The 26586-nt window shown below is 56.1% G+C and carries 24 protein-coding genes; 18 read left to right on the forward strand and 6 right to left on the reverse strand.

Annotation, left to right across the window (positions count from 1 at the left end; all coding sequences use genetic code 11):
- The first annotated feature begins 11 nt into the window (after window positions 1-11).
- The 6 genes from AWB69_RS02650 (at window position 12) to AWB69_RS02675 (ending at window position 4783) form a co-directional block, all read left to right on the forward strand.
- Entirely contained in the window at window positions 12-590 is a 579-nt protein-coding gene (locus AWB69_RS02650) for a YqgE/AlgH family protein (RefSeq protein ID WP_047845053.1), read from the forward strand.
- Entirely contained in the window at window positions 587-1045 is a 459-nt protein-coding gene (ruvX, locus tag AWB69_RS02655) for a Holliday junction resolvase RuvX (protein WP_062081812.1), read from the forward strand. The genes AWB69_RS02650 and ruvX overlap by 4 nt, the downstream gene beginning before the upstream one ends.
- Window positions 1032-1547 carry a bifunctional pyr operon transcriptional regulator/uracil phosphoribosyltransferase PyrR gene (gene pyrR, locus AWB69_RS02660; RefSeq protein ID WP_062081814.1) on the forward strand — a complete coding sequence of 172 codons (516 nt, stop codon included), beginning with the start codon at window positions 1032-1034 and terminating at the stop codon, window positions 1545-1547. Before ruvX ends, pyrR begins: the two co-directional genes overlap by 14 nt.
- Window positions 1548-1648: 101 nt before the next feature.
- Window positions 1649-2680 carry an aspartate carbamoyltransferase catalytic subunit gene (locus tag AWB69_RS02665; RefSeq protein WP_062081816.1) on the forward strand — a complete coding sequence of 344 codons (1032 nt, stop codon included), beginning with the start codon at window positions 1649-1651 and terminating at the stop codon, window positions 2678-2680.
- A 3-nt stretch (window positions 2681-2683) separates the two neighbouring features.
- Window positions 2684-3961, forward strand: coding sequence for a dihydroorotase (locus tag AWB69_RS02670; RefSeq protein WP_062081818.1), 1278 nt, complete (start codon window positions 2684-2686; stop codon window positions 3959-3961).
- 9 nt (window positions 3962-3970) lie between these two features.
- A complete protein-coding gene (locus tag AWB69_RS02675) occupies window positions 3971-4783 on the forward strand; it encodes a lysophospholipid acyltransferase family protein (protein ID WP_156528708.1) in 813 nt (270 codons plus the stop codon).
- Window positions 4784-4870: 87 nt separating this feature from the next.
- Here AWB69_RS02675 and AWB69_RS02680 read toward each other — a convergent pair whose 3' ends face one another.
- The 5 genes from AWB69_RS02680 to AWB69_RS02700 form a co-directional block, all read right to left on the reverse strand.
- Window positions 4871-5551, reverse strand: a complete 681-nt coding sequence (locus AWB69_RS02680) for a class I SAM-dependent methyltransferase (protein WP_062081822.1) — start codon at window positions 5549-5551, stop codon at window positions 4871-4873.
- A 198-nt stretch (window positions 5552-5749) separates the two neighbouring features.
- A complete protein-coding gene (locus tag AWB69_RS02685; protein ID WP_063977736.1) occupies window positions 5750-6112 on the reverse strand; it encodes a hypothetical protein in 363 nt (120 codons plus the stop codon).
- Between the two features lie 85 nt (window positions 6113-6197).
- Window positions 6198-6515 carry a hypothetical protein gene (locus tag AWB69_RS02690; protein ID WP_063977737.1) on the reverse strand — a complete coding sequence of 106 codons (318 nt, stop codon included), beginning with the start codon at window positions 6513-6515 and terminating at the stop codon, window positions 6198-6200.
- Window positions 6516-6987: 472 nt separating this feature from the next.
- The gene (locus tag AWB69_RS02695; protein ID WP_156528709.1) at window positions 6988-7866 is read right to left on the reverse strand and encodes a class I SAM-dependent methyltransferase; all 879 of its coding nucleotides are present in this window, start codon (window positions 7864-7866) and stop codon (window positions 6988-6990) included.
- A 472-nt stretch (window positions 7867-8338) separates the two neighbouring features.
- On the reverse strand, window positions 8339-9193 hold the full coding sequence (locus AWB69_RS02700; RefSeq protein ID WP_062081825.1) for a symmetrical bis(5'-nucleosyl)-tetraphosphatase: 855 nt from the start codon (window positions 9191-9193) through the stop codon (window positions 8339-8341).
- Window positions 9194-9615: 422 nt separating this feature from the next.
- On the opposite strand from AWB69_RS02700, the gene rfbB reads away from it, so the two are divergent.
- The 4 genes from rfbB to rfbD are packed head-to-tail and all read left to right on the forward strand — an operon-like array spanning window position 9616 to window position 13023.
- Window positions 9616-10683 carry a dTDP-glucose 4,6-dehydratase gene (gene rfbB / locus AWB69_RS02705; protein ID WP_062081827.1) on the forward strand — a complete coding sequence of 356 codons (1068 nt, stop codon included), beginning with the start codon at window positions 9616-9618 and terminating at the stop codon, window positions 10681-10683.
- 12 nt (window positions 10684-10695) lie between these two features.
- Window positions 10696-11589 carry a glucose-1-phosphate thymidylyltransferase RfbA gene (rfbA, locus tag AWB69_RS02710; RefSeq protein ID WP_062081829.1) on the forward strand — a complete coding sequence of 298 codons (894 nt, stop codon included), beginning with the start codon at window positions 10696-10698 and terminating at the stop codon, window positions 11587-11589.
- On the forward strand, window positions 11574-12125 hold the full coding sequence (gene rfbC, locus AWB69_RS02715) for a dTDP-4-dehydrorhamnose 3,5-epimerase (RefSeq protein ID WP_062081831.1): 552 nt from the start codon (window positions 11574-11576) through the stop codon (window positions 12123-12125). The genes rfbA and rfbC overlap by 16 nt, the downstream gene beginning before the upstream one ends.
- Before the next feature lie 10 nt (window positions 12126-12135).
- The gene (gene rfbD, locus AWB69_RS02720) at window positions 12136-13023 is read left to right on the forward strand and encodes a dTDP-4-dehydrorhamnose reductase (protein WP_062081834.1); all 888 of its coding nucleotides are present in this window, start codon (window positions 12136-12138) and stop codon (window positions 13021-13023) included.
- A 127-nt stretch (window positions 13024-13150) separates the two neighbouring features.
- Here rfbD and cysC read toward each other — a convergent pair whose 3' ends face one another.
- Window positions 13151-13795, reverse strand: coding sequence for an adenylyl-sulfate kinase (gene cysC, locus AWB69_RS02725; protein ID WP_075643849.1), 645 nt, complete (start codon window positions 13793-13795; stop codon window positions 13151-13153).
- A 939-nt stretch (window positions 13796-14734) separates the two neighbouring features.
- Between cysC and gmd the strand changes: the two genes are divergently transcribed.
- The 8 genes from gmd to AWB69_RS02765 all read left to right on the forward strand — a co-directional run bounded on the left by gmd (window position 14735) and on the right by AWB69_RS02765 (window position 26512).
- A complete protein-coding gene (gene gmd, locus AWB69_RS02730; RefSeq protein ID WP_062081836.1) occupies window positions 14735-15766 on the forward strand; it encodes a GDP-mannose 4,6-dehydratase in 1032 nt (343 codons plus the stop codon).
- 129 nt (window positions 15767-15895) lie between these two features.
- Window positions 15896-16600, forward strand: coding sequence for a hypothetical protein (locus AWB69_RS02735; RefSeq protein ID WP_062081837.1), 705 nt, complete (start codon window positions 15896-15898; stop codon window positions 16598-16600).
- An 18-nt stretch (window positions 16601-16618) separates the two neighbouring features.
- The gene (locus AWB69_RS02740) at window positions 16619-19162 is read left to right on the forward strand and encodes a glycosyltransferase family 4 protein (RefSeq protein ID WP_062081838.1); all 2544 of its coding nucleotides are present in this window, start codon (window positions 16619-16621) and stop codon (window positions 19160-19162) included.
- 191 nt (window positions 19163-19353) lie between these two features.
- Window positions 19354-20154 (forward strand): ABC transporter permease, encoded by an 801-nt coding sequence (locus tag AWB69_RS02745; protein ID WP_062081839.1) that lies wholly within the window; start codon window positions 19354-19356, stop codon window positions 20152-20154.
- 12 nt (window positions 20155-20166) lie between these two features.
- Window positions 20167-20967 carry an ABC transporter ATP-binding protein gene (locus AWB69_RS02750; RefSeq protein ID WP_062081841.1) on the forward strand — a complete coding sequence of 267 codons (801 nt, stop codon included), beginning with the start codon at window positions 20167-20169 and terminating at the stop codon, window positions 20965-20967.
- 541 nt (window positions 20968-21508) lie between these two features.
- Window positions 21509-23077, forward strand: coding sequence for a hypothetical protein (locus AWB69_RS02755; RefSeq protein WP_062081843.1), 1569 nt, complete (start codon window positions 21509-21511; stop codon window positions 23075-23077).
- Between the two features lie 422 nt (window positions 23078-23499).
- Window positions 23500-24633 carry a class I SAM-dependent methyltransferase gene (locus AWB69_RS02760; protein WP_082913235.1) on the forward strand — a complete coding sequence of 378 codons (1134 nt, stop codon included), beginning with the start codon at window positions 23500-23502 and terminating at the stop codon, window positions 24631-24633.
- Between the two features lie 22 nt (window positions 24634-24655).
- Window positions 24656-26512: a glycosyltransferase gene (locus AWB69_RS02765; protein ID WP_062081847.1), complete on the forward strand. Its 1857-nt coding sequence runs from the start codon at window positions 24656-24658 to the stop codon at window positions 26510-26512.
- Window positions 26513-26586: the final 74 nt, after the last annotated feature.

Raw genomic sequence — 26586 nt, forward strand, 5'->3', positions numbered from 1 at the left:
AAATTCGAATTATGTCCAAGACTTCCGATCGCATCAATTTGACGAACCAGTTCCTGATCGCCATGCCCAGCATGGCCGATCCCACGTTCTCGGGAACGGTAGTCTACCTTTGCGATCACAGCGAGCGCGGTGCGCTTGGCCTGGTGATCAACCGGCCGACCGACATCGACCTCCAATCGCTTTTCAATCGTATCGACCTGAAACTCGAGATCGAGCCGCTCGTGCATTTGCCTGTCTATTTCGGCGGCCCGGTGCAGACGGAACGTGGCTTCGTGCTGCACGATCCGGCGGACGGCGACGTCTACACGTCGTCCATGAGCGTTCCCGGCGGCCTCGCCATGACCACGTCGAAAGACGTGCTCGAAGCTGTTGCGAGCGGCAAGGGGCCCGCACGGTTCCTGCTCACGCTCGGCCATGCCGGCTGGGGTGCCGGGCAACTGGAAGAAGAAATCGCCAAGAACGGCTGGCTGACCGTGGAAGCGGATCCGCGCATCGTCTTCGACGTACCCGCCGAGGACAAGCTGCAAGCGGCGTTGTCGCTGCTCGGCGTGTCGCTTTCCATGCTCTCGGGCGAAGCGGGCCACGCATGACGGGTGACGCCCGCACCGAAGCCACGCTGCTTGCCTTCGATTACGGCGAGAAACGCATTGGTGTCGCGGTCGGCAATACGTTGACCCGGCACGCGCGGGCGCTGACGGTGCTTGAAAACCGCAGCCGCGAATATCGTTTCGAAGTAGTCGGTCAGTTAATTGCCGAATGGAAACCCATGACGGTGATTGTCGGCCTGCCCATGCACCCCGACGGCACGCCGCATGAAATGACTCAACTGGCCACGCGTTTCGGCAATCAGTTGAACGGCCGTTTCAGCGTGCCGGTGAGCTGGGTGGACGAACGGTATTCATCGGTGGAAGCGAAGGCCGAGATGAAGCGCAACGGCGTGAAGATGAATGCAAAAGGCCGTTACGACGATATCGACGCCGAAGCCGCACGTGTCATCCTCCAACAGTATCTAGACGGACTTGACGACGATCATGAGTTCCATTGACGCCGAGGCGCTGTATCGCGAGCTGCTTGGTCAGATCCGCGCCGCTTATGGCGAGTCGCTGACGCGAGCGGGTGCTCCGGTGCTCGCCGGTATTTACAGCGGCGGCGTGTGGCTGGCCGAACGGCTGGCCAAGGACCTGAACGCGGCCGAATTCGGCGTGGTGAACGTGTCGTTGCATCGCGACGATTACGCAAAAAAGGGCCTGCACAGCCAGGCCAGCCCCACCTCGCTGCCGTTCGAAGTCGACAATCGAAAAATTCTGCTGATCGACGACGTGCTCTCAACGGGCCGGACCGTGCGCGCAGCCGTCAACGAGCTTTATGATTTCGGCCGTCCGGCCTCCGTGGAACTAGCCGTGCTCGCCGATCGCGGCGGCCGCGAGTTGCCCATGGCGGCGCGTTTCACCGGCGGTGTGGTCGACGTACCCGCGCATGCCAATCTCGTGCTCACGCGGCGCGACGACGGCACGTTGGCGTTCACGACTGAAGCGCGCACGGATTAAAAACTCGCGCCTGCATGAATCGCATCGAATAGCAGCGAACCGCCTCTCCGCTTTTCCCCGACAAAAAACAACGCACCAAACAACGCACCACCAGGATCGACATGAACACGGCCACCCAGGGTTCTGCCGAAAGCAGCGTGCCGGACAGAAAACCGGCGTCTTCGCGCTACGGTTTTCTCAAAGGCAATCCGCAGCTCACGAAGAACGGCGAACTCAAGCATCTGCTCACCATAGAAGGACTTCCCCGCGCGATCGTCACGCATATTCTCGATACCGCCGAACAGTTCGTCAGCGTGACGGATCGCGAGATCAAGAAAGTGCCGTTGCTGCGCGGCAAGTCAGTCTTCAACCTGTTCTTCGAGAACTCCACGCGCACCCGGACCACGTTCGAGATCGCCGCGAAGCGGCTCTCGGCGGACGTGCTGAACCTGAATATCAATGCGTCGTCCACGAGCAAGGGTGAATCGCTGCTCGACACCATCAACAACCTCTCGGCCATGCACGCGGACATGTTCGTCGTGCGTCATGCGTCGAGCGGCGCGCCGTACCTGATCGCCGAGCATTGCGCGCCGCATGTGCACGTGATCAATGCCGGCGATGGGCGTCATGCACACCCCACGCAGGGTTTGCTCGACATGTACACCATCCGTCACTACAAGCGCGATTTCACGAATCTGCGCGTGGCTATTGTGGGCGACATCCTGCATTCGCGCGTCGCCCGTTCGGACATTCACGCGCTGACCACGCTCGGCGTGCCGGAAGTGCGCGCGATTGGTCCGCGCACCTTGCTGCCCGGCAATCTCAACGAGATGGGCGTGCACGTGTATCACAACCTCGACGAAGGCTTGAAGGGTGTCGATGTGATCATCATGCTGCGCTTGCAGAACGAACGCATGAGCGGCGCGTTGCTGCCCTCGGCGCAAGAGTATTTCAAGTCCTGGGGACTCACGCCGGAGCGTCTGGCGCTGGCTGCGCCCGACGCTATCGTGATGCATCCCGGACCGATGAATCGCGGTGTGGAAATCGATTCGCAAGTGGCCGACGGCCCGCAATCGGTGATCCTTAACCAGGTCACATTCGGAATTGCCGTGCGGATGGCGGTAATGGGCATCGTTGCCGGAAATAACGACTAAACCATGAAGATCCATATTCAGGGCGGCACGCTCATTGACCCGGCTGCGGGCGCCGAAACCCAGGCCGATGTGTTTATCGCAGCGGGGAAGATCGTGGCCATTGGCGAGGCCCCCGCCGATTTCGACGCCGCGCGGGTGGTCGATGCAAAAGGGTTGGTTCTTGCGCCGGGTTTCGTCGACTTGTGCGCGCGGCTGCGCGAGCCGGGTTTCGAACACAAGGCCACGCTCGCGTCAGAAATGGCGGCCGCGGCTGCAGGCGGCGTGACCAGTCTTGTCTGTCCGCCCGATACCGATCCCGTTCTCGATGAACCGGGTCTTGTCGAAATGCTCAGGTTTCGCGCGCAGAAGCTGCATCAGGCGCATGTGTATCCGCTCGGCGCGTTGACCGTGGGGCTCAAGGGCCAGGTGATCACCGAGATGGTCGAGTTGACCGAGTCGGGTTGTATCGGCTTCTCGCAGGCGGATACACCAATTGTGAATACCCGCACGCTGTTGCGCGCGCTGCAATACGCGACCACGTACGGGTATGCCGTGTGGCTGCGTCCGCAGGACTCTTATATGGCGAGCGGTGGTGTGGCGGCGAGTGGTGCGGTGGCGTCGCGGCTGGGGTTGTCGGGCGTGCCGGTGTCGGCGGAAACCATCGCGTTGCATACTATTTTCGAGTTGGTCCGGGTGTCGGGGGTGCGCGTGCACTTGTCGCATTTGTCGTCGGCGGCGGGCGTTGCGCTCGTGCGCCAGGCGAAGGCCGAGGGCTTGCCCGTGACCTGCGACGTGACCATCAACCACGTGCATCTGACCGATATGGACATCGGTTATTTCAATTCGCAATTCCGCCTGGATCCGCCGTTGCGCTCGCAGCGTGACCGGGATGCGATTCGCGCGGGGCTGGCGGATGGCACCATCGACGCAATCTGTTCCGATCACACCCCGCTCGACGACGACGAAAAGCTGCTGCCTTTCGCCGAAGCCACGCCGGGCGCGACCGGGCTGGAACTGCTGCTGTCGCTGACGGTGAAATGGGCGCGTGACGCGAGGGTGCCGCTGGCGAAGGCGCTCACGCGCATCACGACTGCGCCGGCCGGCGTGCTCAAGCTGAACGCGGGGCGTATAGCGGTCGGCGAGTCAGCCGATCTCTGTCTCTTCGACCCCGCCGCCGAATGGCTCGTTGAACCCGCGAAGCTGAAGAGCCAGGGGCACAACTCACCGTTCCTCGGTTATGAGCTGCCGGCGCGCGTCCTCATGACGCTTGTCTCCGGGCATATTGCGTATGAAGCGCGCTAACCGGTCCTGATCATGTTTGCTTTCCGCAAAGCACGGATTTTTGGGCATCTGCTGCACGGGATGTGGACTGTCGCCACGCGTTTTCCCAACGCGACGCCGCAGGTGCGCATGGAGCTGAACCGGCGCTGGTCGATTGAAATGTTGCATCGATGCGGGATGAAGCTTGTGGTGCACAACGATCAGGCGCGGCTCGACAGCGGCGCGCTGGTGGTCGGCAACCATGTGTCCTGGATCGATATCTACGTGATCAACGCATGGCGGCCGACGCCGTTCGTCTCGAAGGCTGAAGTGCGCCAATGGCCGCTGGTCGGCTGGCTGGCGCAGCAACTCGACACGATCTTCCTGCAACGCGAAAAACGCAGCGACGCCAAACGCATCATGCATGAGCTCTCGGACCGGCTCGTGCGCGGCGAACTCATGTGCGTGTTTCCGGAAGGGACGACGTCAGTTGGTACTGACTTGCTGCCGTTTCACTCCAACCTGTTTCAGGCGGCTGTGTCGGCGTCCTGTCCGGTGCAGCCGATCTGCCTGATGTACGAAGGCGCGAACGGACGGCAGTCGGAAGCACCGGCTTATATCGATGACCTGACGCTCGCGTTCACGTTGAACGCCATGCTTCGCGATACGCCGCTGACGGCACATCTGTACGTCTGCGATGCGATCGCGCCGGGCGCCGACAGGCGCGTGCTGGCGAAAGAAGCGCAGGCGGCGGTGGAGGGGGCGTTGCGGCGGATGCAGCAGGGGTTGGGGGCGCCGGCGGCGGTTGTTAGCGATGAGGCGGGCGTGGTTGCCGGGTTCGAAGCGGTGACGCCGCGGCAGTGAAGGGTAGACAATTGCAATCCCACTTGAATCGGGCGGAATCGACTGTCGTCGAGATCTTCGTTTATTCCGTCGCTCGGCTATCGGGACCTATTTCGTCGCGCGAAAGGCGATTGCGCACGGGTATTCGACCGAGTGCATAGCAAGACTGGTGAAACCTGCTTCCATCACGTACGTCCATGCGTCGGCACCGAATTCATGCTTCACAGTCAGGTCATCCGTGGATGTCTCCGGATTGCCGTGATAGCTCGGTGGAAGGCCGGCGCGATTGCGCGTCATGCGCCCGACAATGATCGGCACGGTGAAGCAAAGCGCTCCTCCTGGCTTGAGCACTCGACGGCATTCCTGTAGTGCGTGGACCGGATTCTCCACATGCTCAAGTGTGTCGGAATGGATTACCAGATCGAACGTTGCATCAGGGTAGGGAATCGCGTGCATGTCCACTTCCGGATATGCGCCGAAAAGGTACTTTGGGAATAGGCGCAGCCTAGGGCTTAGCGATCCAGCTTCATTGATTTCAAGGATCGATACATCTCGACCTTCGGGTGATAGCGCGAAGTTTCCAAGTAGTTCGCCGGTTCCCCGCGCCGCGCGAATTGCGTCAGCCAGAGCAACAGATCGAAGATTCGCGCCGCAAGTGACGCACGTCTCACCTTGTTGACGATTAACGTAGACCGTCTCTGCCTGGGTGAGTTGCCACTCGTTGATCAGGCGGTCCCACAATATGTCACGGCTTTTGAACTCTGCTTCGCCACAAACGCTGCAGCGCATTTTCGCTCCTTGTAACAAACCAAAGAAACATGTTCACCGATGCAGCTTGCGACGCCCTCAGGCAGTATTTTATGCCCTGATATGACCTTCTACATGAAAAAATCCGCCCCAGGCACAGTCGACAGGGACATAGGGACGCCGAACAACTACGACAAGATAACGGCAGCCACCGCTCGGGCTGCTGCGGTTGTCTTGTAGTCAATGCCCGCGTTCTAAGCAGACAAAGGCCGCAGCTGCTGCTTCGAGTTGGCTAAAATATGGCCGATTCTTGTCATCGGCTTCTCGATGAAACGATGCAGACAATCTGCGGCCATGAGCGACATAAAGCAACAGATTGGCATGAAGCGGCCCGAAGTGGATCTGCGGGAATATGCCCATGGTGGCTTGTGCGCCAATCAGTTCGATCCGGTACATCGAGTAGGAGCGGTGACCGACGAGAGCGAATTGACGCGAGCCTGGAATCTCGGCCCACAGCGTGCCCGAGACCAGGTTAGGCATCAATAGCGCGACTATGAAGCCGTATAACACGACCAGTTGCGCTTCTCCAATCCGGTGATTCAACTCAACTGATTTCCAATGAACTACGCGTAGGACCGCAAACAGGATAAGGCCCGAAGCGTTCGACAGGAGCACGCGCACGTAGGTTTTACGATAGTGAAAAAACTACCGCCACGGCAGCTCCTATTAACATCACTATGTAGTGGAACGGGTTCCGCAAATCAATATGAAATCCGGTCCACCGGCTAAATCCGAGCGCCGTGATGCTCAAAAGAACCAAAGCAATTCGCGAAAAAGCCGCTACTCCGACCGCCGCAATCACCGTCGGCCAGACGAAATAAAACTTCCACTCGATGCCGAGTGTCGACGTCATTTTCAACTGCGCGAACGGTGCGAACTCGTTGAGAAACATCAGATAGCAGGGCGAAGCGGCTTTCATATTCGCCCATGAATCGTCATGCGCCATGTAACTCTGGACCATTACGAAAACATAAACGAGTAAGTAAATTGGCAATATTCTGAAAGCGCGGCGGATATAGAATACGCACAGCGAAATTGTGTTAGTCGCATCGCGCTCTCGCAAAAGGAGGGTTGTAATCGGATAACCAGATACAACAAAGAATACGTGGACGCCCAACCAACCAGAAAGCGGCGCCCACAACTCACCGCCAAAATGGACACTGAAGACCAGAAAGATAGCTACTGCCTGCCGGCCGTTGAGCGCTCTAAAATTTTTAGAGCGCGATGTTATTCAAATGTCATGTGCTCTCAGCAATAATTTTTTGCGCGGCGTGACAAGCGTTCTGCGATAGCGACCCACCCCGGTGCTTAGATTCGGGGTGCGGAGGCTACCTTCCGCATGAAAGCGTGACCTGTTTCCTCGACCATGGCAGCGTTAGGTAAAACGCCTTCCCCAGTTTCGGTGGACGCTAACTGTGCTATTTGAAGTCGAAGAAAAGAGTGAGGTCTTCCGGGTGTTGCATCAATGAATGAGACGAAATAACCGGCACTTCGTCCCAGAGCTTACGGATGGTGTGCTTCTCCAGATCCATCTCGCGCAACTTGTCTACAAGGCCGCTATACGCTTCAGTCAAGGTGGTCGACGCCGGATTGAGGTTGGATACCACAACCACCCCGGTAGGCGCACAATCCAAAAGGAAAATCTTCAGATCTGGCCGATGAGCTCGCAGCAGCGGTACGATCTTCCAAACATCACCGGTCCACGCGCCCGCCCAATAGCCTTCTGATTCATCGCCAGGCTCGTGTGTGCGTAATGCCATCCGTGTGTTCGCCGGCAAGCAGTCATGCATAAAGATGACTGTCCGGCGATGACAAACGCGCTCAGTATTGAGAAAGTCTCGAAGGAGATATTCGCTCCGATGCATTCCATCAAGGAAGCAGATATCCGGACCTGCTTTGAAAATGGCCCGCAAATCGTGTTGATCGAAGTAAGCATCCGATGTCATCTGATAGAAATGCGTCTGCGTCCGGGCGCCGATCACATCCTCATCGAGCATGAAGTGCGGATCCACACATACAGCAGGACAACTGAAAGCCCTCACGGATCGGCCCAGATGCGTCCCAATTTCAAAGTAAGCCTTGGGGCGCAGTTGATCGTCAACGAACTTGAAGAAATCGGTATAAAACACGCCAGCGGGCACGAGAGCCGAGTAATCCTGCAATAAATGCCTGTCAGGCGCTCGCTGCGAAGCGAGTGTCGGGGGAGGCTCGAGCACACTCTCACCAGTCGCTGGGGGTGAAACATCGGCCGCGGTGCGGCCCAACACGGCTTTTACAACGGCGGATATACCTGTCATAGCATTCTCATCCTCTCGCTTATGGGACTTGGCTGTTGAAATATCTGTGCCTGATAGTTAAACCGTTTGCCGGACCGATGCAGCACCATTCTCGATTGCGATTCCCTCTGCCCGATGACTTAAAAGAAACGACACGGTACGTATCAACGAATAATCAAGCCTGCGACCAGACCGAAGAATGTGCGAAAACCGGTCCGGCAGCTTCCCGGTCTTTCATGCATTCGCAAATTATTGCGGTCCGCTCGGTCCAGAATCTCACCCGTTGAGTGGTAATCATCTTACATATAGCGCTGCGCCCATCCTGTCTCAATACCGAGTATATTCGCAGCGAAAAATTCCAATGTCTCTGACGTTAGTTTCGAAAAATGCGTGTTTTCCTACTGCCTGTTTAGCATGCGAAACGTTATAAGAACCAGTACGCAAACACTTATCCAATCAGGCTGGAACAAGATGCTCGCGCTGTGACCGCTACTCAATCAACAACCGCGCGGCAATTTGAGCATTCCACTTGCGTCACTGTCCGTTCGGCCGGATCGCTTGCCAGGCGCACCGCTGTCAACTCTTCTCCCCAGACACAGCCTGAATCGAGGCCGATGACGTTATCGCGGACGATAAGACCCAACGCTGCCCAGTGGCCGAACACGACCGTGATGTCTGATGTCCCACGCGACGGCACGTCGAACCAGGGCATGAAACCCGGAGGCGCAGAATCCACGGCGCCGCTGGACGAGAAGTCCATGTCGCCTTCGGCGGAGCAGAAGCGCAGGCGCGTCAACGCATTGCACACCACGCGCAGCCGGTCGCTGCCCTTGAGCTTGGGTTTCCAGCGGGTCGGCTCGTTGCCGTAGAGGCTCGCGAGCGTTTCTTTCCAGTTCGGCGCCCGGAGCGCGCGCTGGAATTCATCGGCGAGTTCTAGCGTCGTTGCCACGTCCCATTGCGGCAGGACGCCCGCATGAACCATCAGCATGCCGTGAGCGAAATGCGCGATCGGGCGGTGCCGGACCCAGTCGAGGAGATCAGCGGCGTCAGGGGCTGCCAGGATGTCGTCGATGGTGTCGCCTTTTTTCGACTTCCGGATACCCGCCGATACGGACAGCAGATGCAGGTCATGATTACCGAGAACGGCGACGGCACGGTCGCCGAGCGCGATCAGGTCGCGCAGCGTGCCGAGCGATTCAGGGCCGCGATTGATGACGTCGCCGGCGAACCAGAGCGGGGTGGCGTCGCTCGGTGCCGCTTTCGTCAATAGACGCTGGAAAGCTTCGCGGCAACCCTGGATATCACCGAATGCGAGGGGTGGGGAGTATTGCGCAGGGGAAAGCAGCATAAGTGAGGCAATTGGCTACAAATCGGTGAATGAGTGTCGGAGGACGCGGGTGTGTCCGCCGATGGCCGCCAGTCGTGCGGGCGCGATGACGTCACAAACGACTAGTTTAACTGCCAAATTTCTTTGAGGTAGGCAGGTATTGCGCCGTTGCGGTTTCAAGGACAAGTGGGTGTCGTTTGAATTGGTGCGCGAAATGACTGACGAGCGTTCGCGAGGCGCTCCAGTCCGCTCAGCAGGATTGCTGCCTGATGACGCAAGACTCCCGGGCTGCCGGGCGGATAGTCGTAACGTCACCTGTGATATCTTCGTGACAACACACAGTAGCTGGTGAATCTCCGATTGTGCAGGTGTCTCTTCGACTCGCGCTTCGATGGTTCGCGGCAACCAAATCTGTTAATTAACTTTTTTCGCGCAGAAATTACATGATTCTAGTGACTGGCGGCGCCGGCTTTATCGGCTCTAACTTCGTGCTTGATTGGCTGCACGGTTCAGACGAAGCGGTACTGAACGTCGACGCGCTGACGTACGCAGGCAATCTCGGTACGCTCAAATCGCAGCAGGGAAATCCCCGGCATATATTCGCCCGCGCGAATATTTGCGACCGCGCCGCAATGGACGCGCTGCTCGCGGAGCACCGGCCGCGCGCCATCTTGCACTTTGCGGCCGAGAGCCACGTCGATCGGTCTATTCATGGGCCGGCGGATTTCGTGCAGACCAATGTGGTGGGTACGTTCACGTTGCTGGAAGCGACTCGCGCTTATTGGACAACTTTGCCCGAAGCGGAAAAGACCTCCTTCCGCTTTCTGCATGTTTCGACGGATGAGGTGTTCGGATCGCTCTCCGCTACCGATCCTCAGTTCTCCGAGACCACGCCTTACGCGCCCAACAGCCCTTATTCCGCCACGAAGGCCGGCTCGGATCATCTGGTCCGCGCCTATCACCACACGTATGGTCTGCCGGTCCTCACGACCAACTGCTCGAATAACTACGGGCCATATCAATTCCCGGAAAAACTCATTCCGCTGATGATCGCCAATGCGATGGCGGGCAAGCCGCTGCCGGTATATGGCGACGGCCAGAACGTGCGCGACTGGCTATATGTTGGCGACCACTGCAGCGCGATTCGCGAAGTGCTCGCACGCGGAAAGCCGGGAGAGACCTACAACGTCGGCGGCTGGAACGAGAAGAAGAACCTTGAAGTCGTGCACACACTTTGCGACTTGCTCGACCGCTTCAAGCCGAAATCGAACGGCTCTTATCGTGATCAGATCACGTATGTGACAGACCGGCCGGGGCATGACCGGCGTTATGCCATCGACGCTCGCAAGCTTGAGCGCGAGCTTGGATGGAAGCCGGCGGAGACATTCGAAACCGGCCTGGAAAAGACTGTCCGGTGGTATCTCGACAACCAGGAATGGTCCGACAATGTGGCCTCCGGTGAATACCTGAAGTGGGTCGAAACCAACTACGCGCAGCGTGCGCATAACTGACAGGAATTGACCATGGCACGCAAGGGCATCATTCTCGCCGGCGGTTCGGGAACACGGCTTTATCCGATTACGCATGTCGTCTCAAAGCAGCTCTTGCCTGTGTACGACAAGCCGATGATCTACTACCCGCTTTCTACGCTGATGATCGCGGGTATTCGTGACGTGTTGATCATCTCTACTCCGCAAGACACGCCGCGATTCGAGGCGATGCTCGGCGACGGCAGTCAATGGGGCATGAATATTCGCTACGAAGTGCAGCCGTCGCCCGACGGGCTGGCGCAGGCGTTCATTATCGGCAAGGAATTCATCGGCAACGATCCGTCGGCGCTGATCCTCGGCGACAACATCTTTTATGGCCACGATCTCGTGAAGCAACTCGAGCGCGCGGATGCTCGTAGCGATTGTGCGACCGTATTTGCCTATCACGTCCAGGATCCTGAGCGTTATGGCGTGGTGGAGTTCGACAAGCAGTTTCGTGCGGTATCTATTGAAGAAAAGCCCGTGAAGCCGCGTTCGAACTACGCGGTTACCGGACTTTATTTCTACGACAACCAGGTCTGCGACATTGCCGCCGATATCAAGCCGTCACCGCGCGGCGAGCTCGAAATCACAGACGTGAATTCCCGCTATCTTGAGCAGAAAAAACTGACTGTCGAGATCATGGGACGTGGTTTTGCATGGCTCGATACCGGGACGCACGACTCGCTCATCGAAGCGGCCACGTTCATCGCGACGCTGCAAAAACGGCAGGGCCTGGTGGTCGCGTGCCCCGAGGAAATCGCCTATCGTCGAGCGTGGATTGATGACGAGCAGTTACTCAAGCTCGCCCGGCCGCTCGCGAAGAACGCGTACGGACAGTACCTTCTCAACCTACCAAACGATCAAGTCGCATGGCCATTCAAGTAACCGCTACCGCGCTGCCCGAAGTCAAGATGGTCGAACCGAAAGTGTTCGGCGATGCCCGGGGCTACTTCTACGAAAGCTTTAACGGCCGAGAGTTCTCGGACCAGGTAGGGGTGGACGTTCAGTTCGTGCAGGACAACCATTCGCGCTCGGCCAGGGGCGTATTGCGCGGCCTGCATTATCAGATCGACCACGCGCAGGGAAAACTCGTGCGCGTGGTGGAAGGCGAAGTATTCGATGTGGCTGTCGATATCCGCAAAAGCTCGCCGAATTTTGGCAAGTGGGTGGGCGTTCATTTGTCGGAGGCGAACCATCGGCAACTGTGGGTGCCACCGGGCTTTGCGCATGGGTTTGTCGTGTTGTCGGAGTCGGCGCAGTTTCTCTACAAGACGACGGACTACTGGTATCCGGCGCACGAGCGCAGCATCGTCTGGAACGATCCGGAAATAGGAATCGAGTGGCCAATAGATTTCGAACCGTTGCTGGCGGCGAAGGACGCAGCAGGCAAACGACTGTCAGAAGCCGATCATTTTGCGTGAGGGAATGGGAATGAGCACACGCAAGCAAGCGACCATTTTGCTGACTGGAGTCAATGGACAAGTTGGGTTCGAACTAGCGCGGAGTCTGCAAGGATTGGGGAAAGTGGTCGCGCTCGATCGCAATCATCTCGATCTTGGCGATCTCGATCAGGTGAGGCGAGTCGTCCGTGAGGTGAAACCGACGCTGATTGTCAATCCCGCTGCTTATACCGCCGTTGATAAAGCCGAAACCGACGCGGCCACGTGCTTGCGCGCGAACGCGGAAGCACCGGGCGTGATCGCGGAGGAGGCCAAGCGTTTAGGCGCCGCGTTGGTTCACTACTCCACCGATTATGTTTTCGACGGCGCCAAGGACGGTCCCTATGAGGAAACCGACCTGACGAATCCGCAAAACGTTTATGGCAGAAGCAAGCTGGCCGGTGAGCAGGCCATCGCAGCGTCCGGTTGTGATCATCTGATTTTTCGCACGAGCTGGGTGTATGGCACGCGTGGTAAGAATTTTTTGCTGACAATGCTGAGACTTGGTGCTGAACGTAACGAGTTGAGCGTCGTCGCGGATCAGTTCGGCGCGCCTACGTGGGCGACCACGATTGCCGCGTTGTCCGCGCACGTGTTGTCTCAAGCGGCGGCTGGTACCAGCAATTGGTGGCACGAGAACTCGGGCGTGTATCACCTTACGGCATCTGGCTCGACGTCGTGGCACGGGTTTGCTCAAGCGATCTTCGACAACTCGTCGCTTGAAAAGAAGCCTTCGGTGACTCCGATTCCAGCAGCTTCATACCCAACGCCTGCGGCGCGACCAGCCAACTCGCGTATGTCCAACGAAAAGCTGTTCACAGCTTTTGGCTTAAAGGCACCCGACTGGGACGATGCACTGCGCATCTGCATGACGAGATAATAGATGGCTGAGCGAGTCAGTTTTTGAAACCATATCTCGCGACGATTTCAATCTCACCGAGCTTGCACAGCGCGTTATAGTTTATTGAAACGGGATGATCCAATGAACCGAGTGCTCGGCATTGGGATCATCTTGATTCTGAGGGCATGCAACGTTTGAGTATCAACGCAGTAAGCATTTCCACCGATTGTTCAGCCGATTGACTATCGGTATTCAGAAGCAGGGCGGGTGCAAGCGGCTCTTCATAACCCGAAGACACTCCGGTAAATTCCTGAATTTCTCCGCGCCTTGCTTGAGCGTAATGGCCTTTGGGATCCCGTCGCTGGCACACCAGCGACGGACAGCGGCAATAAACTTCAAGGAAGTCGTCGGGACCCAGCAACTGCTTTATCCGTTCACGCGTCTCGCGAATAGGCGAAACCAGCGCAACAATAATGACGAAGCCGCACTCGATAAACAGCTTGGCCGTTTCGGCGACGCGACGGACGTTCTCATTACGGTCCGCATCAGAAAACCCTAGATCAGCGCATAAGCCGAGGCGTATGTTGTCGCCGTCAAGGATCGCGGTCTGTATGCCCAGGGCATAAAGGTTTTGTGCGGTTGCGTCAGCAATAGTGGATTTGCCTGAGCCAGGCATGCCCGTCAGCCATACGATTGCACCGCGGTGACCGTTTCTCGCCTCACGACTCGCGCGTGTGACAGTTGTTGTCTGCTTGACCACATGTAGGGGCGGACAAGCAGTGGCAATTTCAAGATTTCGACGATGCGTCATAATTGTTCCCGTTCAAGGTCTGTGCGTCCCGTTAAGCGCGCACTCACTTAAACCGTTGAAGAAAGGCATACACGGTATATTACATAAATCTTTCTGATATTACAAATTTTTTACTTTGGTAATTGATAATAATATTGTGTTAGATAAAATATTCAGCGGTTCCAATTTTTGTAGACGTTGTACAGGGTTATGTCGAACAATTACCGTTGAGGAATCTGGGTTAATGGTTGCGCGACCTGCGCAATAGTCATGTCCTATGCAGGATTAAGTGCAAAATTCTGTGTCAAAATAACTTCAGTGGTTAATAGCAAAAATAATATTAAAACCTTCGTTCGACGTCAATCAGCAGTTATAAGATTCGCGGTGTTGTAATCAATATTTACATCTTCAAAGCGTTGGTAAACATCGACAGTGCGACGGTCATTTGTTCCTGATTAGGGAATAAAAGAGTAAAAAAGAGTAAAGATGTGCTGGTTTTTTGTTACGTTTCGTTACTTTGCGCGCGTGTCGTTAATCTTCGTCCTTGCGTGCGGCATTTCCGCGAGGATGCAACCCGAGCAGTTGGGAATGTCAACGTTCCCGGATACATCGCGTAGCCGGACAGCACAAATAAATACCGTGCCTTTCCTACGATTTTTTATCATTTTTCCGCGTTTACAATCGCGGCGACGCAGCCCCGGGTTCGAGCGCAGAAGTGGCAACGCGCCAGATGAAAATATTGAGACGCGGGCCACGCATTGTTGCTCGCCACTGCATGCCGCGAAGGTCATCAAGCGGACGACCAGTCGGGAATCCGGCGTGGCGTACGGCGTTCGGCCCGGGGACGTTTGGCGGATGGCGGCTAAGTTGGCTCGGTTACAATTGAGCCACCGAGCATTTTCTCTCCATCGAGCGCGGTATCGAGTATCGCGCAGATGGGTTTACTTAAAGGAGATCGAATTGACGAGCGCAGTGGTTACAGGCATTACCGGGCAAGATGGGGCATATCTCACGCAATTGTTGCTTGAGAAGGGCTACGAGGTTCATGGCACCTATCGGCGCACGAGTTCGGTCAATTTCTGGCGCATGGAGGAACTTGGTGTCCTGAACCATCCGAAGCTGAACCTGGTCGAGCACGATCTGACGGACCTGGGCGCCAGCATTCGCTTGTTCGAGAAGGCCCGGCCGCGCGAAGTTTATAACCTTGCCGCGCAAAGCTTTGTTGGCGTGTCGTTCGACCAGCCGGCAACTACGGCGGAAATTACCGGCGTAGGTGCGTTGAACCAGCTCGAAGCTATTCGTATCGTTGATAAATCCATTCGTTTTTATCAGGCATCGACTTCGGAAATGTTCGGGAAGGTCCAGGCCATCCCCCAAAAAGAAGACACGCCGTTCTATCCGCGTAGCCCATACGGCGTCGCGAAGCTGTATGCGCACTGGATCACCATTAACTATCGTGAATCGTACGATATGTTCGGATCCAGCGGCATCCTCTTCAATCATGAATCGCCCTTGCGGGGTCGTGAATTCGTCACCCGGAAGATCACCGACTCGGTCGCGAAGATCTCGCTTGGAAAGCTCGACGTGCTCGAGTTGGGCAATATAGATGCGAAACGGGATTGGGGCTTCGCACAAGAGTACGTGGAAGGCATGTACCGCATGCTCCAGGCCGACGAGCCGGACACTTATGTGCTCGCGACCAACCGCACTGAGACCGTCCGCGATTTCGTCACGATGGCGTTCAAGTCAGTCGGCATCGAACTGAACTGGCGTGGCACGGCTGAAAAAGAGGAGGGCGTTGATTCCAATGGCAAGGTGCTGGTGCGAGTCAACCCCAAGTTCTATCGTCCGGCCGAAGTCGAGTTGCTGATCGGCGACGCTTCCAAAGCGAAGGAAAAGCTTGGCTGGGAGCCGAAGACGACATTGGAGCAACTCTGCAAGTTGATGGTGGAAGCGGATCTGCGCAGAAACAAAGCAGGATTCTCGTTCTGACGAAGTAAGCCGCAACACGTCCGGGAACATGGGACTGTTGTTGTCTGTGCGCGTGCCGCGCCACATTGATCTAGGCCGGCACCGCCGCAGTTTCACGCAAGGGCGAAGCGGTTGCCGCACTAAAGAAATATGGACAATGAATCAGTCAAGCCAACAGGCGTCGCCGTGACCGGGACCGTGTCACCTCCGGGTGTCCGAGAGCCAGCCAATACCCGCAGCGAACAAGCGGAGCAGGTCATCTCAAGTAACAGGCTTGACCTTGCCGAGGCTGAAGCGGCGCGAGCCAAGCGCCTGCTCGCGCTTGCGGATATCCGCGTGGAGGCATTGGAGGCGCTCGTACGCGAGTTGCAGACGGGAGGCGTCGCATCCGGGCCGTCGGACCGGTATCGCGTACGTGATCTCGAAGCGCAACTGCGGCTTGCTCAGAGCCGCGCGATGGCAGCCGAAAAATCGGCCGAGCAAGCGCAATTGTTGACCGAGGCGATGTTTCGCAGCACGAGTTGGCGCTTCTCGTCGCCTGTGAGGGCGGGAGGGACGGCGATGCGCAGGATCGGGGGCTCCGGGGTCGTCGCCAAGACCATGGCGCGTCGCGTCGTCCTGCACGGTGCGGCCTACATACGTAACCGGCCGGCGCTTAAAGAAGGCATCGTAGCCGTCCTTGCACGCTTCCCTGGGATTCGTGCAAGGCTGATCCGTCTGGCGGGATTTGACGCCGTGCAAGGCATGCTTGCCGGCGCGCCCATGCCGGATGTCGAGACCGTAGACCGGCTGACAGCGCGCGGCCGAAGGATTCACGCGGATCTCTTGTCCGCCAGGAACATTCGTTCAAGATAACCTTTTGCCGGTATTGCAATGCGCATTGTCTTAGATTTACAAGGTTGTCAGTCGGTCAGCCGGCTGCGGGGTATCGGTCGATATAGCATCGCGCTGGCCAAAGCCATCGTGCGTAATGCGGGGGAGCATCAAGTCTGGATCGTCCTGAGCGACTTGTTTCCAGGGACGATCGAAACAATCCGGGCATCGTTTGAAGGACTGTTGCCGGACGAGCGGATTGTCACGTTCTCGCTTCCGGCACTTACCCCGTATCAAAGCACCCACGATTGGCGTACTCGCGCAGCCGGGTTGATTCGCGAGCATGCAATTGCCGAGCTTGAGCCGGATCTGGTCCATATCAGCAGCTTGTTCGAAGGCTACGTGGATACGTCGATGACTTCAGTGAAGGCCTTCGACGAAACCACGCTGGTTGCGGTTACGCTGTACGACCTCATTCCCTTTTTGAACCCGGCCAAGTACCTGCCCGACGACGGCCGCAAACATCACTACTACGGCAAGATCGACGATCTGAAGCGCGCCGACATGTTGCTCGCCATCTCGGACTTTTGCGCTGAGGAAGCACAGCGGGAGCTCGGAATTTCTCCTGCGCGCATCACGAGCATCTCGTCCGCTGCCGCGGATACATTCACACGTCTTGCCATGAGTGAGGTGGAGATCGAGGAACTGAACCGTCGCTTCGGACTGTCGCGGCCATTCTTGATGACCACCGGTATTGTCGAGCCAAGGAAGAATCTCGACGGGTTGATCATCGCTTACTCGATGTTGCCCGAGGAGTTGCGGCGGCGTCATCAGTTGTTCATTGTTTGCCAACCGACCGCGCGGGACCGCGTGCGCTTGAATGATCTTGCGGCCAGCCATGGCTTGAACGCGGATGAACTCGTTCTTGCCAACTACGTCTCGGACCAGGACCTGATTGCGTTGTACAACCAGTGCTATCTGTTTGTCTTTCCTTCGTTGCACGAAGGATTCGGGCTACCGGCTCTGGAGGCCATGGCATGCGGCGCGGCCGCGATCGGATCGGCGGCCACCAGCGTTCCAGAGGTGATAGGTCGCAAGGACGCGTTGTTCAATCCGCTTGATCTGGATCAGATGGCGAAAATGATGCATCGCGCTCTGACCGACAAGGAATACTGGCAGAGCCTTCGAGATTTCGGCATTGAACGGGCGCGCAAGTTCTCCTGGGACGTCACGGGCCGCAGAGCGGTCGAAGCGTTTGAAAACGCCTATGCAAAACGTCACGCCGGCCAGCCAAGCGCGGAATGGTCGTCGGGAGAGGGTCGTTATCGGAAGCTGATTGATGCGCTTGTGGGACTGGGAGAGCCGGCCTCGGATGTTGACTATATTGCTAGTGCGAACGCGATCGGAGCGAATCAGCGGAGCGAGCGCGTACCGCAACTTCTTGTGGACGTGTCAGTTCTTAGTGCGTTCGACGCGAAATCGGGCATTCAGCGAGTGACCCGTTCCATCTTGCTTTCCTTGCTCACTTCTCCGCCACCAGGATGGACGGTCAGGCCGGTGCGCCTGGATCGCCAGCATATGGCGTATCGATATGCGAATGCATTCTTGCGCATGCTCGAGTCCACGCCGGAGGCGGACGACGATGACGAATGGGTCGACACCCAGCCGGGCGATGTCTTCCTGGGCCTTGATCTCATCGCTGATGCGGCTGCGAATGCCGAAGCATGGTTTAGCGCGCAGCGTGAGCGGGGCGTGAAGATTCATTTCGTGGTTTATGACTTGCTGCCAGTGTTGAGGCCCGAGTGGTTTCATGAAGGTATCGCGCGATGCTTTCCGGCTTGGGTGGAGACAATTGTGAGGGTATCGGACAGCCTCGTTTGCATCTCGCGCGCGGTCGCCGATGACCTGAAAGCATGGCTCGATGCCGCGAATCCCGAGCGCTTGCGCGAGCTGTCGCTGGGCTATTTTCATCTCGGCGCGGATATCGAAAACAGTCACCCGTCCACCGGGCTTCCCGACGACACCGACGAGGTGCTACGCGCGTTGCGGGCCAAGCCGACATTTGTCATGGTGGGAACCGTCGAGCCGCGCAAGGGACATGTCCAGGCGTTTGCGGCGTTCCAGGAACTGTGGGCGGCGAAGATCGACGTGAATCTGGTGATTGTCGGCAAAGCCGGCTGGGGTGTCGGAGATCTTCCGGAAACGCTTGCCCGGCATGCGGATCAGAATGAACGATTCTTTTGGCTGCAGGGAATTAGCGACGAATATCTCGACAAGATCTATGAGGCATCGTCTTGTCTGCTGGCGCCTTCGCTGGGTGAGGGCTTCGGCTTACCGTTGATCGAGGCCGCACAAAAAGGCTTGCCAATCCTGGCGCGGGACATCCCCGTGTTCCGCGAAGTGGCCGGCAATCACGCGTTCTACTTCACGGGCGACGAAGCCAGTACGCTCGCCAGCGCCGTGGAGACATGGATCGGGTTGGACAAGGAGGGGCGTGCTCCTGCTTCCGCCGCGATGCCGTGGCTCACCTGGACGCAAAGCGCTGAACAACTTGTTCGCGTGATCCTCAAGGGCGAGCGTTATCAGGTTTGGCGCACGCGCTGAGCACGAGTCACGTGTGACGCCACGGCTCGCCGGGTCGTCTCGATGGCCGGCGAGCCTTTCGCCAGCCATGGTGGTTGAGTCGGGCTGCTACCCGCCGGAAGGGGCGCCCGCTGGGGAATCAGGGCCGTGTTCCAAGCGGCGTGGCCAGCGGCATCGTTTATACTTATTCTTTTATCAAATCGAACGATCTAATGCATAACGTTGCATCGCGGTCAGCTACGGCTGACATTGTGGCGTCGCTAAAACGCTATTCATTGGCCGGAATGCTGGGCTGGCAGGATGTGCGTCAGCGCTATCGCCGTTCTGCTGTCGGGCCCTTTTGGCTGACAATCAGCATGGGCGTGATGATCGGTTCGATCGGCGTGGTATTTGGTCATATTTTTAAAAGCCCGATGAGCGAATTTCTGCCCTTTCTTGCGGCGGGAATGATTCTTTGGGGTTTGATTTCATCTGCCATCAACGAAGGGTGTACGGGGTTTATTGCGGCTGAAGGCATTATCAAACAGCTACCCATTCCACTTAACGTTCACATCCTTCGTTTGCTTTGGCGCAATCTCATCATCTTCGGCCATAACCTCGTTATTTTTCCGCTCGTGTTACTGGCGGTCGGCAGGCCTTTGGATCTGAATGCGTTAATGAGCATTCCGGGTCTTGCGCTGATAATGATCAACTTGATGTGGATGTCGCTCATTCTCGCGGTGATCTGTGCCCGGTATCGGGACCTCCCGCAGATTGTAGCCAGCGTACTTCAGGTACTGTATTTCTTGACTCCAATTATGTGGCTTCCGCATAGTCTGGCGCCGCAAATGCAAGTTTATCTGCTGGACATGAATCCGTTTTTTCATCTGGTCCAGATTTTCAGAGCCCCATTATTGGGCCAATTGCCTTCGCTGATGAATTGGGCTGTTTCAGGTGGGCTGGCGGTTGTGGGTTGGGCAGGGGCCATATTCGTTTTTGGCCGCTACAAATCTCGCATTGCATACTGGGTTTAAGAACACAGACTTATGGCGCACATTGAATTTCGTAATGTCAGCATCGACTTTCCAATCTACAACGCAAGTGGAAGATCGCTAAAAAAGCGGTTGATGCAAGTAGCAACGGGTGGTCAACTCGGAGCAGACGAGCAGGGCCGCGTCGTTGTTCGTGCGCTGGAGAACCTGAATTTTTCCATCAATGACGGCGACAGAGTGGCGCTGGTCGGCCATAACGGAGCAGGCAAGAGCACGCTGCTCCGGCTCCTTAGCGGGGTTTACCGGCCTTCGTCCGGGATTGCAGTGGTTGATGGTGAGGTGGGGTCGCTGATCGACATCTCGCTTGGGATTGATCCTGAAGCATCGGGCCGCGAGAATATTTTCTTCCGCGGCGCTTTGCTGGGAATGACCAAAGCGCAAGTGAAAGAAAAGCTCGAAGGGATTATTGAATTCTCTGAGCTTGGCGATTTTATCGATATGCCGGTCAGAACGTATTCGACGGGTATGCATTTGCGCCTCGCCTTCGCCGTCTCCACGGTGGTCCGCCCCAACATCTTGCTAATGGATGAGTGGCTTTCCGTCGGAGACGAAGGGTTCAAGATCAAAGCAGAAGCGCGACTCACTGAATTGGTGCAAGCAACGAATATCTTGGTGATCGCCACTCACTCACACCATATGATTAAGGCGACTTGCAATCGCGTCATCTGGTTGGAGCACGGCAAAATTCGCATGGAAGGGCCGGCCGCAGAGATTTGCGATCAATACTTTACAAGCCCGGTTGCCGGTGATGGCGCCGGCCCAAGCGGCGCGTCAGTGCCGGTTGGAGCCGAATAAATCACGTCACGCCACGTTCTCACATGACATGATTGAAATGATGCTGGCCAAGTGGCACTTGTCACTGGCTCCAGCGGCCCCTAATGGGGTGAAGCGGTGCGCGCCGCCGGACTTCGTCAAGTGCAAGATCGTTGAGCATTCACTGCGCACGGCGTGTTGACGAACTTCCCTGAAGTTTCGTGGCACGTCTAGTGCATTGTTTCGCGATGGTCAACCGAGTCCCCAGACGCTGGTGGATTTCCTCCTAGGGCAGGGAACACCCGTCAAGCAAGGCGATCAAACTGCACGGGTCCCGTCAAAACAGACGATTTCGCCCGATAAATACGCTGTCTCGCCGTCAACAATGTTCAAGTTGACGAAGAACTGCCGTTCCTTAAGGACACGAATGTCTTCTTCCAGAAATACCTGGAATGAAATATTTTGAGTCTACTAAGATTACTATTGCCTCCTTTGTTTTGCATGTCGTACCATTTTGATTACAAATGTATTCGTAATTATAGGAAGATTTCCGGCCAGCTCTCTGGGCTGGGCTGAACAAGGCATGGTGGCATCCGATTCACGCCATAAGGACTTGAGAGAGGCAGAAGTGACCGAAATAAACCCAAGTGATCTTGAAGCAATCTATGAGTCTGTTTCAGACTTTAGCGCCGAATCGATTGCAAAAATAGTCCAGGCACATCAGCTTCCGTACTTATCTGAAACGTTCGCGAGTATTGAACACGCATCCGGCTACGTCGACGGTTTTGTTATACGTCAATATCTCTACCAAACAATTAAATTTCGATCATTCAATCTCGTATCGCCCTTTAGCGGGCATTCAGTTGAGTCGAAATTTTCGATTGCTTTGTATAACAAAAGTACGTTTGTATTTTTCGATGATTTTTCAGTCGCGATAGGCCATTTGGGGATGGGATTCCCAATAATGGCGTTGATTATTCCGAAAGAAAGGTTGTTTTTAAAGATCATTGACAATTTTTGGGGTGTCAAGGAAGAGCAGCTTCCTGCCGTTGCGAAGATCTTGACGCGCTTTGCTGAGACTGTGGAGGAAAAGCCGAATAAATTGTACCTCCTGTCAGGCGACCCGAATTTTGCACACCACGCGTGGAATCATCTCTCGGCGCTACAAGGCGTTGTAGATTGCGGCTTGGCGAAGTTTCCGGCTCAACTTGTCAGTACACACGAACCTTTGGGGCCAACGCCCGAGCTATTTCCGGAACTCGCCCATTGGAATAATTACCAGGTACCCGAATGGGAACTGGAAGACATCAATAAGCGCGGTCAAATGATTTTGCCGGTAGGAGGGTCGTTTATTAAGAAAACTCTGGTGGACAGGGTTTTACGCCACGTCGAAATGAATCCCAAATCCGAGGACGCGCTCCGGATTTTGGCACGCACCAGAAGCGCGAACGGGCCTGTCTTGTGGATGAGCGTTCGTTCCCGAAACAGAACTGCGATAAATCTCAACGAAGCTTTGATCGAACTGGGAAAACATTTCATCAAGCACTACCCACAGGGTCTTATTATTCTGGACGGTCATTCCGTCGTATGCGATTTCGATTCGAATCCAGGAGTCGACAAGCCAGCGCAGCTAGAGACGGTCAAATCGGATAAAGAGGCGGCCGAAGAGATAGCGAAGGCGCTTGCGACCAAAAACGGCGGCATGCCTCCCGTAGAGTTGGCAATAGGCCTGGAAATATCAGAGTCCATTTATCTTGCGCAATTGGCGGGATTTTACTTTTGTCATCATGGAACGGTCCAACATAAAATCGGCTGGTTCTCGTCCTGTCCTGGAGTTATTCATAGCAATGTCAGGACGACCGGAATGGATCTGGCCCCTGCTATGAAAGGCCAATCTGAGATCGCCGATCTTCCCGTGTATGTACCCATAGAGTTGATCGGAGAAACTGATTCGGTGGATTTGGGAAGTGATTTGGAAAAGCTGCTCAGGGTAGAGAACTATCGATTCAGCGATATTCCCGGACTCATACAATTTACTGGCGATTTGATTGATACGAAATTGGGGCGTCAATCGGAAAAAAGCCCGCTACGCCGGAAGATTGGTATCAAATTAAAACAGATCATCAATAGTCTTAAGGGTGCTGCTACCTAGGTCAAGAGTCGTGTGCCGGAAGCAAGTATGCCAGTCGAGCGAACATTGAGATAACCGCAGCACTTCTTCGATTTCGCCAACGTTCGTTGGTTAACCCGATCGACCATTTTGTCGTTCGCACATGATCCAGAACTGGCTTGAGGTCTGGCTGGTTTCGATCGTTCGGGCTGCGAAAGCGATCGGGCAGCAGTGGATTTATCCTAGGCGCAATACTCAACGGGAACCGGAGCCAGCAGGTCGCGCAACCCGCCGGTATGGAGACGTCCTGATCCGCCGCGTTGCTTTGGCTTGCGCATGATCTTCGAGCCGGAAACTCGTGCGGCGTCGCTTCAAGTTTGCCGGCAAAAGGATCAAGGGACGTGCGCTACAATGCGCCCTTATCGCCGCTTCCAAATACCTGCAATGTTCGAGTGAGCGTCGACATGATTACAGATACAACTGACGGATTGCTAAGCCGTGTCTTACGCGATTTGTTGTCATCCGCGATAGTACCGGCGCATCTCGAAGCGATGAGGGGCTGGCACGAAGATAGTTCTTTCGCATTATGGATCGTTGAAAATCTTAAGCCAGGAACTTACGTCCAACTCGGTTTGGGCGATGGCGATCTGTACATCTCCTTTTGTCAAGCAGTGCAAAGATGGACGCCCGCGAGTTCATGCTATGGCGTTGAAGGTGCGCCAGCGGACAACGTTGGAATGCGCAACGAAAGCGGTCATAGTGAATTTGCGCGTTACCACGATCAGTACTTTCGCAGTTTTTCCCGACTAGTTGATTCGACCTTTGATAAAGCGCTTGCGTCTTTTCCCGCCAAGAGCGTTGACCTGCTTCATCTCCATGGGCAGTACGAAGCCGAGCGCGTTCAGCGTGAACTTGAACCGTGGCTGTCCAAGCTAAGCGACCGGGCTGTCGTGCTGGTTCATACCACTCACGCCGTCGGACAACCAAACACGTGCTGGCAATGGGCGACCGGCTTGCGGGAGTCTCCGCTTGAGTCTTCCGGGCAACCGCTATCTTTCGATTGCGGACACGGGCTCACCATGTTGAGCATCGGTCGTGACGTGCCGGATGAGGTCCGACAATTGACACGGCTCAATGGTGAGGATGCTGAGTTGCTGCGGCGTGCATTCGAGGCGTCCGGACTGCTCATACGGTCGCAACTTTCCAGGGCGAGCCTTCAAAGCGAAGCAAAAGAATCCGAAGGGGCGCTTGTACCCGAAGCAGGACAACTCGAATCGCTGCGCGAGCAACTTTGGAAGGCTGAGATTGAGCGGCGCAGGTTAGAGGTGGAGTCCTGCAGGTACGAAGTCCACCTGGCAGAGCGCGTGGCGATATCAAGACACACGAGCGCCGAAAAGGACCGGCTGATTACCGGGTTGCAAAATGAAAACCAGGCCATCGCTAACGAGCTCGCCGAACTGCGTCGCGAGCTCGCTGAATTGCGTCTCGAGCACGCAGACCTTCGACAGGCGCATGATCTGGTGCTGGGTTCCCGGTCAATGGCGATCACGAAGCCGATGCGTGTTTTGATCGATATTGCCCGTCGCGTGCGGCGTTAATCAAACATTCATTATGCAAACAATGTCGAGCCCATCTTTAGTTGACCAGTGGTATGACCCGGCACATCCCGAGATATCCATAGTCATCCTGAACTGGAACAAAGCGCAGCTGACGATCGAATGTCTTGCCAGCATTTTCGAGCACACCCGTGGAAGCCGCTACGAGGTCATTGTTGTCGACAACGGTAGCCGGGCCGACGAGTATTCGATGTTGTCAGGGTACGTGGGGCCTCATCGCCTGCTGCGGTTAGGGGAAAACCGTTTCTTCGGTGAAGGCAATAACCTGGGCGCCGAGTTGGCCAAAGGCGAGTTCGTGATGTTCATGAACAATGACGTTACCGTCACGCCGAACTGGCTTTCGCCGCTCATCGACGTATTCGCCTTGCACCCCGAATGCGGAGTGGCGGGACCAAAATTTGTGTATCCCAGCGGTCTTCTACAGGAAGCCGGTGCGCTGCTGGATGAGGAGGGTGACTCGGTCCAGATCGGGAAATTTCAGGATCCCGCCTGTGCACGCTTCAATCGCATGCGGGTGGTCGACTACGTTTCGGCTGCGTGCGTTGTCATGAGAAAACGAGATTTTGACGATGCGCTTGGCTTTGATTTTATGTACGAACCGGCCTACTACGAGGATGCGGATCTGTGCCTGAAAATAGGTGAATCAGGGCTGAAGACTTTCTATGTGCCCGGTTCTCATATCGTTCATCATGAAAATGCCACGACGGCGGACCCATCCAACGGATTGAATCTAAACAACCTGGTTCAGATAAACCGGAGCAAGTTCGCGGACCGATGGACTCGTTTCTTGAAGACAGGACGGCATCGTGAGGGGGCTAGTTCGCTGGCTCGAATAGTTACCCATTCGTCGGGTGAAGATCGTCCCGGTGCTGCGATCTATACCCCACATCCGATCAATGCGGGAGAGTCGACGCGATATCTCCTTTCGACAGTCGATGCGTTGCTTGAGCTGGGGTATCGCGTGTCGCTCGTTACCCCGCAGAGGGTGTCTTATCTGCGGCTCAACCAGATCGCGCATGCGTTGGGCCTGCAAGCGCCGCTTATGCTCGATCTCCTGATCGTGGACCAGTTGAGCGCGCCGCTGGACTTGGCAATAGAGTTTGGGAGCGAGGGTGCGAGATCCATCAAGGTGCTGGTGAAGAGAAGCTTCTATCTGGCCGACCGCCGCAGCAAGTGCCCTCCAGGATATCAAGGCATTGTCGTGAATTCCGGCGCTGATGCTGAACTCATGCGAAGCGATCCGCAATTTACCGGCGTCGATATACACGTCATCAGACCGGCAATTTGGCCCCTTTCTTTCCGCGAAAAAATATCGAAGACAAGCATTGTTTCCGAAGGGATGTTCGCCGCCGGCACCGAGTCCACTCGTCAGGATTTGATGATCACGGCGTTACGCCGCCTGGTGGAGGCGGGGCATCGGGCAGAGTTGCATTTCATCGGGTCGCTGCTCCCGGAATCCAGGCATCGGGAATATTTTCTTGAATGCAAGCGGATGGCAGAGGGACTACCAGTCCACTTCCATCTGGATATTCCGCGTGAGAAGCGCGACCGGATGTTTGAAGGCGCCTCGCTCTATTGGCATGACGGTGGCTATGAACACATCGGGTTGAGCGTGATAGAGGCCATGTCCACCGGCGCCATTCCAATCGTCGCGCAAGGATGTCAGGGAGCGCTCAATGTCCGGGATGGACTCAATGGATTTCGCTTCGATTCGGAAGACGAACTTGTCCGGATATCACAACGGATTTTCAATGAAACGGATGAAGTCACGAACGCGATGAGAGCGGCCGCGAGGATCGATTCTGAAGGGTTTTCGCGGGCTCTATGTGTAAGGGACTGGCGTTCGCTGCTCCAACCGTAAAAGGGTGGCCAGGGCCGCCAGGTTTGGCTGCGCGCGACGTATGCAATACAATGGACCCGGTAATATGTGGTGAC

The organism is Caballeronia udeis (genome assembly GCF_001544555.2).
GTDB classification, from domain to species: Bacteria; Pseudomonadota; Gammaproteobacteria; order Burkholderiales; family Burkholderiaceae; genus Caballeronia; species Caballeronia udeis.

What these genes read in the sequence shown, in the direction of transcription:
- AWB69_RS02650 (WP_047845053.1), top strand. Translation starts at nt 12, where the DNA reads ATGTCCAAGACTTCCGATCGCATCAATTTGACGAACCAGTTCCTGATC.
- ruvX (WP_062081812.1), top strand. Translation starts at nt 587, where the DNA reads ATGACGGGTGACGCCCGCACCGAAGCCACGCTGCTTGCCTTCGATTAC.
- pyrR (WP_062081814.1), top strand. Translation starts at nt 1,032, where the DNA reads ATGAGTTCCATTGACGCCGAGGCGCTGTATCGCGAGCTGCTTGGTCAG.
- AWB69_RS02665 (WP_062081816.1), top strand. Translation starts at nt 1,649, where the DNA reads ATGAACACGGCCACCCAGGGTTCTGCCGAAAGCAGCGTGCCGGACAGA.
- AWB69_RS02670 (WP_062081818.1), top strand. Translation starts at nt 2,684, where the DNA reads ATGAAGATCCATATTCAGGGCGGCACGCTCATTGACCCGGCTGCGGGC.
- AWB69_RS02680 (WP_062081822.1), bottom strand. Translation starts at nt 5,551, where the DNA reads ATGCGCTGCAGCGTTTGTGGCGAAGCAGAGTTCAAAAGCCGTGACATA.
- AWB69_RS02690 (WP_063977737.1), bottom strand. Translation starts at nt 6,515, where the DNA reads ATGGCGCATGACGATTCATGGGCGAATATGAAAGCCGCTTCGCCCTGC.
- AWB69_RS02695 (WP_156528709.1), bottom strand. Translation starts at nt 7,866, where the DNA reads ATGACAGGTATATCCGCCGTTGTAAAAGCCGTGTTGGGCCGCACCGCG.
- AWB69_RS02700 (WP_062081825.1), bottom strand. Translation starts at nt 9,193, where the DNA reads ATGCTGCTTTCCCCTGCGCAATACTCCCCACCCCTCGCATTCGGTGAT.
- rfbB (WP_062081827.1), top strand. Translation starts at nt 9,616, where the DNA reads ATGATTCTAGTGACTGGCGGCGCCGGCTTTATCGGCTCTAACTTCGTG.
- rfbA (WP_062081829.1), top strand. Translation starts at nt 10,696, where the DNA reads ATGGCACGCAAGGGCATCATTCTCGCCGGCGGTTCGGGAACACGGCTT.
- rfbC (WP_062081831.1), top strand. Translation starts at nt 11,574, where the DNA reads ATGGCCATTCAAGTAACCGCTACCGCGCTGCCCGAAGTCAAGATGGTC.
- rfbD (WP_062081834.1), top strand. Translation starts at nt 12,136, where the DNA reads ATGAGCACACGCAAGCAAGCGACCATTTTGCTGACTGGAGTCAATGGA.
- cysC (WP_075643849.1), bottom strand. Translation starts at nt 13,795, where the DNA reads ATGACGCATCGTCGAAATCTTGAAATTGCCACTGCTTGTCCGCCCCTA.
- AWB69_RS02735 (WP_062081837.1), top strand. Translation starts at nt 15,896, where the DNA reads ATGGACAATGAATCAGTCAAGCCAACAGGCGTCGCCGTGACCGGGACC.
- AWB69_RS02740 (WP_062081838.1), top strand. Translation starts at nt 16,619, where the DNA reads ATGCGCATTGTCTTAGATTTACAAGGTTGTCAGTCGGTCAGCCGGCTG.
- AWB69_RS02745 (WP_062081839.1), top strand. Translation starts at nt 19,354, where the DNA reads ATGCATAACGTTGCATCGCGGTCAGCTACGGCTGACATTGTGGCGTCG.
- AWB69_RS02750 (WP_062081841.1), top strand. Translation starts at nt 20,167, where the DNA reads ATGGCGCACATTGAATTTCGTAATGTCAGCATCGACTTTCCAATCTAC.
- AWB69_RS02755 (WP_062081843.1), top strand. Translation starts at nt 21,509, where the DNA reads ATGGTGGCATCCGATTCACGCCATAAGGACTTGAGAGAGGCAGAAGTG.
- AWB69_RS02760 (WP_082913235.1), top strand. Translation starts at nt 23,500, where the DNA reads ATGATTACAGATACAACTGACGGATTGCTAAGCCGTGTCTTACGCGAT.
- AWB69_RS02765 (WP_062081847.1), top strand. Translation starts at nt 24,656, where the DNA reads ATGTCGAGCCCATCTTTAGTTGACCAGTGGTATGACCCGGCACATCCC.